Origin of the sequence: Sulfobacillus harzensis (assembly GCF_012933365.1) — a bacterium.
Classification (GTDB): domain Bacteria; phylum Bacillota; class Sulfobacillia; order Sulfobacillales; family Sulfobacillaceae; genus Sulfobacillus_B; species Sulfobacillus_B harzensis.
On sequence record NZ_JABBVZ010000141.1, the window covers coordinates 1 to 7,019 of the forward strand.

General features: G+C 56.4%; 6 protein-coding genes. 4 read left to right on the forward strand and 2 right to left on the reverse strand.

Annotation, left to right across the window (positions count from 1 at the left end):
* Positions 1-110: 110 nt before the first annotated feature.
* On the reverse strand, positions 111-737 hold the full coding sequence (locus HIJ39_RS20660; RefSeq protein ID WP_169102929.1) for an FMN-binding negative transcriptional regulator: 627 nt from the start codon (positions 735-737) through the stop codon (positions 111-113).
* A 130-nt stretch (positions 738-867) separates the two neighbouring features.
* Between HIJ39_RS20660 and HIJ39_RS20665 the strand changes: the two genes are divergently transcribed.
* The 3 genes from HIJ39_RS20665 to HIJ39_RS20675 are packed head-to-tail and all read left to right on the forward strand — an operon-like array spanning position 868 to position 5,052.
* Positions 868-2,592: an ABC transporter ATP-binding protein gene (locus tag HIJ39_RS20665; RefSeq protein ID WP_243239863.1), complete on the forward strand. Its 1,725-nt coding sequence runs from the start codon at positions 868-870 to the stop codon at positions 2,590-2,592.
* Positions 2,589-4,466 (forward strand): ABC transporter ATP-binding protein, encoded by a 1,878-nt coding sequence (locus HIJ39_RS20670; protein WP_169102931.1) that lies wholly within the window; start codon positions 2,589-2,591, stop codon positions 4,464-4,466. Before HIJ39_RS20665 ends, HIJ39_RS20670 begins: the two co-directional genes overlap by 4 nt.
* 28 nt (positions 4,467-4,494) lie before the next feature.
* Complete coding sequence (locus HIJ39_RS20675; protein WP_169102932.1) at positions 4,495-5,052, forward strand: P-loop nucleotide/nucleoside kinase family protein; 558 nt, start codon at positions 4,495-4,497, stop codon at positions 5,050-5,052.
* 66 nt (positions 5,053-5,118) lie between these two features.
* On the opposite strand, the gene HIJ39_RS20680 is transcribed toward HIJ39_RS20675, so the two are convergent.
* Positions 5,119-6,282: an MFS transporter gene (locus HIJ39_RS20680; protein WP_169102933.1), complete on the reverse strand. Its 1,164-nt coding sequence runs from the start codon at positions 6,280-6,282 to the stop codon at positions 5,119-5,121.
* Positions 6,283-6,487: 205 nt separating this feature from the next.
* Here HIJ39_RS20680 and HIJ39_RS20685 point away from each other — a divergent pair, with 205 nt between their 5' ends.
* Positions 6,488-6,685 (forward strand): hypothetical protein, encoded by a 198-nt coding sequence (locus tag HIJ39_RS20685; RefSeq protein WP_169102934.1) that lies wholly within the window; start codon positions 6,488-6,490, stop codon positions 6,683-6,685.
* Positions 6,686-7,019 lie beyond the last annotated feature (334 nt).

Below are 7,019 nucleotides of genomic sequence, written 5' to 3' on the forward strand. Positions count from 1 at the left end.
TCCCACTTGAATGGGGTAATTCGCAGGAGCAGGACTTTCACCTGCAAGCTTCTGTACCTGCCAGTCGCACGCAGGAAGCGCCGCCCTCGAGGCGGCGTTTCCTATTTCTTTTAGGGATCAAAAAGATGCGGTCGGACGGTGCGCATGACCTCCGCCACTTCCTGCTCCGGGAGGGAGCCGCCTTCCAAGTGCTCCACAATTGAATGAAAGTCTTCATCCGTCCGGTTTTGGCTCATTTTTTGGGCGGCTTGAATTTCTTCGACGACAATTGACAGCCCCACGATCGCTCGCATTTGTTGGGCGCGGAAGGTGGGATCCAAGCGTTCCCATGTCCGGCCCTGGGGGCGGCCGGTTTCATAGCGGTTTAAAAGCCGCGCCATGGCTGCCTCAAATTCTTCTCCCGTGAGTTCGCGGCAGATGCCATAGAGATGGATGGCGACATAATTCCAGGTTGGGACATTGGGGTCCCGGTACCATGACGAGGAGACATAGGAGTGCGGGCCTTGAAATATGACCAGCACCGAGCGGCCTTGAGACGCCACCCGGGCAATGGGGTTGCCACGGGCCACATGCGCTTCCAAAACGAGCCGTTCCTTCTCCGCACGCCATTCAAAGGGCATGTGTGCAGCAATCGGACGCGCACCATCATCCGCTACCAAGGTACCGAACGGATGGACACTTAGGTATTGCCCGATACGTTCCCGGTCGTCGAGCCTATAGTATTTGGGAATGTACACAGGGGATCCCCCCTTTGTTCTGGGCTCATTGTACAAATCCATCTTTCGGCCGACAAGACGAAAATCTGATCGCATCGGTATAATAAGTTGACGGGTTATGGAACCCTCGGGAGGCTTTTCTGTGAAGAAGATGCTGGTGTTTCTCGCCCCGTACCGCACCTACGTGGGCCTGGTACTGGTTCTCACATTCCTGCAAACCATGTCCACCCTCTATTTGCCGCAGTTGATGTCCCACATTGTGGACCATGGTATTGTGCTGGGACGTGAGCACTACATTCTCCACATGGGGCTTTGGATGCTGGCCATCACCATCCTCGGGGGAATGGCGGCGGTCGGCGCCAGCTATTTTGCCGCCCATGCCTCGTCCGGGTTTGGCCAGCGGCTGAGAAGCCGCATTTTCCGCCACGTGGAAGCCTTTGGCCTTGCTGAGTTCAATCAAATTGGAACCTCGTCGCTCATCGTCCGCACAACCAACGACGTCATGCAGGTTCAACAATTAGTCAATATGATGCTTCGCATGATGGTGATTGCCCCATTGACGGCCATCGGCGGCATCGCCATGGCCATCCACACTAGCCCGCATTTGTCCGAGTCGCTGATCATCATCATTCCCCTCCTTGGGTTGGCCATCGCTGCCGTTCTAGGCCGCGGGCTGGGACTTTTTCGAGTATTGCAGAGTAAAGTCGATCGCTTGAACCGAGTTGTCCGGGAAAACCTGATTGGTGTGCGAGTGGTCCGCGCCTTCCACCGTGAATCGCTTGAGCGCCGACGATTTTTCGATGCCAATACCGACCTTACCGATACCTCGGTTCGGGTCTTTCAGCTCATGGCGCTCATGATGCCGGTCGTGACTTTAATCATGAATCTGGCGACGGTAGCGGTATTTTGGTGGGGAAGTCTCCAGATCGCACCACGAGGCTTAGAAGTCGGGAGTCTCATGGCATTCGTGCAATACATTATGCAAATCATGTTTTCCGTCATGATGCTCTCCATGATGGCGTTTATGATCCCCCGCGGCGAAGCCTCGGCTCAACGGATTGAGGAAGTTTTGCAGATTCGGCTCGCCATCACGGACTCGACGGAAACGCCGTTAACTCCCCTTCCACGAGACTGGGCGGAACTTTCCTTCCGCCATGTCTCCTTCGCTTATCCGGGCGCCGAGGCGCCGGCCCTCGAGGATATTAGCTTCACGGCGCACCTGGGGCAAACCGTCGCCATCATCGGGGGCACCGGTTCTGGAAAATCCACCCTTATCAATCTTGTCGTCCGATTCTATGACCCAACGGCGGGGACAATTACCTTAGACGGCGTCGACATTCGCACCCTGCCGTTGGAAACCTTGCGGCAATCACTGGGATTGGTTCCCCAAAAAGCCGTTCTTTTCAGCGGTTCAGTGGTAGAAAACATTCGCTACGGCAACCCCGAAGCTTCCGAAGATGAGATTTTTGCGGCGCTCAAGACGGCCCAAGCGTGGGAATTTGTTAGCGGCTTAGAAGGCTCCCTGCATCATCTCCTTGATCAAGGTGGAGCCAACCTCAGCGGAGGACAGCGCCAGCGCCTGGCTATTGCTCGTGCCATCGTGCGGCACCCCAATATTTACCTATTTGATGATAGTTTTTCCGCCCTGGACTACAAGACTGATGCCCTGCTGCGCCGGTCACTCAAGGAACAAACCCAGGATGCCATTGTCTTGCTGGTCGCTCAGCGCATCGCCACCATTGTCGACGCCGATCTCATTTTGGTGCTGGATGATGGCAAGCTCGTCGGCCAAGGACGGCATCGGGACCTCCTCCAAAACTGCGCCGTCTATCGCGAGATTGCCGAGTCCCAACTATCTCCCGAGGAAATCGCATGAGCCAGCATGGATCAACGCAAAACCGGCCCGGCGGCTTCGGTCCCCGCGGGGGCGGCCCCATGGGGCTTGCGATGCCGGTGCAAAAAGCGAAAAACCCGCGTGCCACGCTTATTCGGCTGATTGGGCAATTCCGTCCCTTCTGGGCACGCCTCATATTAGTGACGACGGCCGCCATGCTAAGCACTGTGTTCAGCATTTGGAGCCCCAAGATTCTCGGACGAGCCACCACCGTGCTGTTTCAAGGCTTTGTAGCCAAGCTCCGCCACGTCCCAGGCGCCCGCTTCAACTTGACGGCTATTCGCCACGACTTGACACTGTTGGGGCTCTTGTACGTGGTAAGCGCCGTCTTTATGTATCTTCAGCAATATGTGATGGCCGGGGTTGCCCAGCGAATGGTTTTTGGGCTACGCGAAGCGCTCATGGAGAAACTAAATCGCCTTCCCGTGCGCTTTTTCGATAATCGTCCGCACGGTGAGATTCTTAGCCGCTTTGTCAATGACTTTGACAATATTAGCAGCACGTTGCAGCAGAGTCTGACTCAGCTCATTACGGCCGTTGTCACTTTCATCGGCGTGGTCATTATGATGTTGACCATCAGTCCCTTGATGACGCTTGCCGTGGCCATCACCCTGCCCCTAAGTTTTGTCGTCACCAGCGTGGTGGCCAAGCGCTCGCAGCAGTACTTCCTCACCCGTCAGCGCCAGTTGGGGGAAATCAATGGGCACATTGAGGAAATGTACACCGGCCATGCCATTGTCAAGGCTTACGGGCATGAAGAACGCGCCATCGAGACCTTTGAAGAGATCAATCAGCGGCTCTATCAATCCAGCTGGAAGGCGCAATTCGTGACCGGCATTATCATGCCGCTCATGAATGTAATCGGGAACATCGGATATGTGCTGGTGAGTGTCATCGGGGGACTTTTGGTCACCCGCCGCACCATTCAGGTGGGCGACATCCAAGCTTTCATCCAGTATGCCCGCCAATTTTCCCAGCCCATCACCCAGCTGGCCAGCATCTCCAACACCATTCAGTCCACACTGGCATCGGCGGAGCGCGTTTTCGAAATTCTGGACGAACCTGAGGAGAGCCCAGACAATGTCACCGAAATCGAAAAGCCTGGTCGAGGACACGTGCAATTTGACGATGTCTCCTTCTCATACCGCGCTGGAACCCCGCTTATTCAGCACTTTTCGGTCGACGTCGCCCCCGGCGCCACCGTCGCCATTGTGGGGCCGACCGGTGCCGGCAAAACCACCTTGGTCAACTTGCTCATGCGCTTTTATGACCCTGGCCAGGGGGCTATTCGCATCGATGGGGTCGACATCCGCCATATGGCGCGCCCAGAAGTCCGCGGCCTATTTGGCATGGTGCTGCAAGACACCTGGTTGTTTTATGGGACCATTCGCGACAACATTGCCTATGGGCGGGAGGGCGCGTCGTTCGAGGATGTCGTTCGGGCCGCTCAAGCGGCTCACGCCGATCATTTCATCCGCACGCTGCCTGACGGGTACGACACCCTGTTGAACGAGGAGGCCACCAACATCTCCTTGGGCCAGCGCCAGCTTCTCACCATCGCCCGAGCCTTCTTGGCCGATCCCCCTATTCTCATCCTCGATGAGGCGACCTCCAGTGTCGATACGCGCACCGAAGTGGCGATTCAGTCCGCGATGAAAAATCTGATGCATGGCCGCACCAGCTTTGTCATCGCTCACCGGTTGTCCACCATCCGCGACGCCGATGTCATCTTGGTTATGAACCATGGCCAAATCCTTGAACAAGGTACGCACCAACAGTTGTTGGATCATGGCGGCTTCTATCGCGAGCTTTATCTAAGCCAATTTCAAAGCAGTCGCGCGGTCGACCACGCATGATGAGAACCTCGAAAGGGGAGACGAATTGATGCCGGCAGTCATTGCCGTCACCGGCCATCCAGCCAGCGGCAAGTCCACCTTAGCTGACAAGCTTTCAAAAGACTTGTCCCTTGTCGTCCTGCATAGGGACGTCTTTAAGGAAATTTTGTTTGATACCTTAGGCTCCGAGACTGTTGAAGAATCGCAACGCTACGGAGTCTCCAGCTTTGCCTTGATGCAAGCAGCAGCCGAAGCCCTGATGGCAAGAGGCATAAGCCTCCTATTGGAGGCGAACTTCTCGCCCGGGCCAGGACGCCAGGAGCTTTTAGCATTGTGCCGGCGCTTTAACTATAGACCCGCCGAGGTCTTGGTCACTGCCCCGGAGGCGGTCTTGGCCACCCGTTTTCAGCGCCGCATCCGGGAAGGCACACGCCATCCAGGCCATCATGACGCCGAACGGCTCATCGAGCAGACGTTGCGGATGAGACAACCCTATGAGCCCATGCAACTGGGCGGACCCTTGTGGACAATCGATACCAGCCAACCCACCGGCTCCTATTATCGCGGTTTGAAGGCCGCCATTCAGGAATGGATCGCCCACGAATAGATCGGGAGATGCGCGTGCAATAAAAGGGCGGCCATCAGTCTGGCGGCCGCCCCGCTCGTATGATATTTAGGCCGGCTGTTGTTGGGGTTCGGAGGGGCCGGCAGTCTTGGCCAAAAACGGCACCAAGGCGGCAATGATAATGAGCATCGCCAGGATGATCAGAAACGCGCTGGGAGCACTTACTACCAACGGACCGACCAACGAGGGCAAAATGGCTACTCCAATGTTGGACGCCATCGAGTAGCCAGCCGTGGCGACGCCTGCCGAACCGGCCGACTGAGCACGGGCCGCGGCGGACTCCAATGCCAACGTGTACCAGCCGTTGCTCACTATTCCGAACATCAGGAACATCACGTCAAGGCCGGCATGGCTGGGGGAGAGCACGCCGGTCAATAACATGGCACACCCCAAGAGAAAGATCAGGGTGAGAACCCCCAACATCCGCTGCAACGGCCGACTCTCACCCCGTGCTTGCCCGAGCCAGCCAAATGCCGCCGCACCCACGGCGGACCCTAAAAAGGTCAACGACGACAAGAGCCCCCCCACGGCTGCCGCGTTGACCACATGCAGATGAGTTAACGCGGTGCTGCTGACGGACCCATACATGACACTCACCGAAGACACCACAAAGCCCACAATCCACCAGGATGACACCACCAACCGCACCCGTCCCAAATTCCGGGGGGCGTCCGACACATGGCCAAGAGCCAGCCATAGCCAAATGCCCACCACCAGGTTGAGGACCACAGCCAGCCACAAGTCGGCAGCCGAGGACAAGTGGGGCGCAATAAGAGATCCTAACGCCATGCCAAAAAACAGGGTGCCGATCACGAGCCCGGTGGCGAGCTTGGTGCGGACGATTCCGCTTAACCGAAGCACCGACCCAATGGGTCCAATCAGTAGAGGATAGGCCAGGGCGGCAACAATTTGGCCCACCAGAAAGAGCCCATAGCTGCCGGCCAAGGCGCGGATGAAGAGTCCTACCACGGTCAACCCAATGGAGGTTCTCAGCACCACAGCCGGACCCGATCGCGCCGTCCAGTATCCCGCGGGCAACGCCCCCACTATCATGGCGTATCCGTAAAGCGAGATGAGGAGCAAGATGGCGGCCAGGGGTGCCTTAAAATGCTGAATCAACCCCGGAACCAACGGAGCCAGCATGAACCAAGCAAACCCCAGCACAAATGCAAACGCCGCATAGGGCGCTAAAAGACGGGTATTTTTCACCATGAGTTCACCTCGCCCATCTGTTCGACGCATCGCCATGCTTTCCTCTTTTTCGTGACAACCGGACGTGCTTGCTACGCTCAAAGCGTGGAAGGACAAGATATGCCACCATCATGGCCGCCCACCCGCTCTGGCAGCGCTATGGAGTGTCCGAAGTCTGTGCTAAAGCTCGTTTCCAGTCCCTCTGGGCGGCGGAGAACAAAGCTTCTTGGCTATCGAAGACGACCGCCTGCGCGGCTTTGTGCTGTTCAATACCCGGACTTTCGGCGAACAGGGATATATTCGCCTCTTTGGCGTCGACCGGCTACACATCTCCTCGAGGCTCGGCCCAGCGCTGCTCCGGCGAGTTGAAAGCTCTGTGAGAGAGCAGAGCATCTTCCGGTTGGTGCTCCTGTGTGCCGATTGAATCAAGACGCTCGTCGATTTTATGAGCGCAAGAATTTTTTGCAGCAGGCCGCTTGCCCCACGGGGTTCTTGCCGGGACGGATGAGATGATTTATGCCAAGCGTCTGTCCCCTGGTCGGCCGAAATAATGTCTCAACACTAGCGGGCTAAAAGCTCAATCTCAAATTCCGTTAAAGGCGCTGAATGCTTTAAATCCCAACCTCTCCAACCGTTTCTTCTATTTCCGACTAAGAGCATTATTTCACAAAGTATAGATCGATTGAGAAATGTTGTATCATCCCACTGTTCCATGTTATGATAATCACCGTACACTTGTTAGAAAATTCCTCATCTTA

Excerpts from the sequence above, each read along its gene's own strand:
- HIJ39_RS20665 (WP_243239863.1), top strand. The coding sequence starts at position 868 with ATGCTGGTGTTTCTCGCCCCGTACCGCACCTACGTGGGCCTGGTACTG.
- HIJ39_RS20670 (WP_169102931.1), top strand. The coding sequence starts at position 2,589 with ATGAGCCAGCATGGATCAACGCAAAACCGGCCCGGCGGCTTCGGTCCC.
- HIJ39_RS20675 (WP_169102932.1), top strand. The coding sequence starts at position 4,495 with ATGCCGGCAGTCATTGCCGTCACCGGCCATCCAGCCAGCGGCAAGTCC.
- HIJ39_RS20680 (WP_169102933.1), bottom strand. The coding sequence starts at position 6,282 with ATGGTGAAAAATACCCGTCTTTTAGCGCCCTATGCGGCGTTTGCATTT.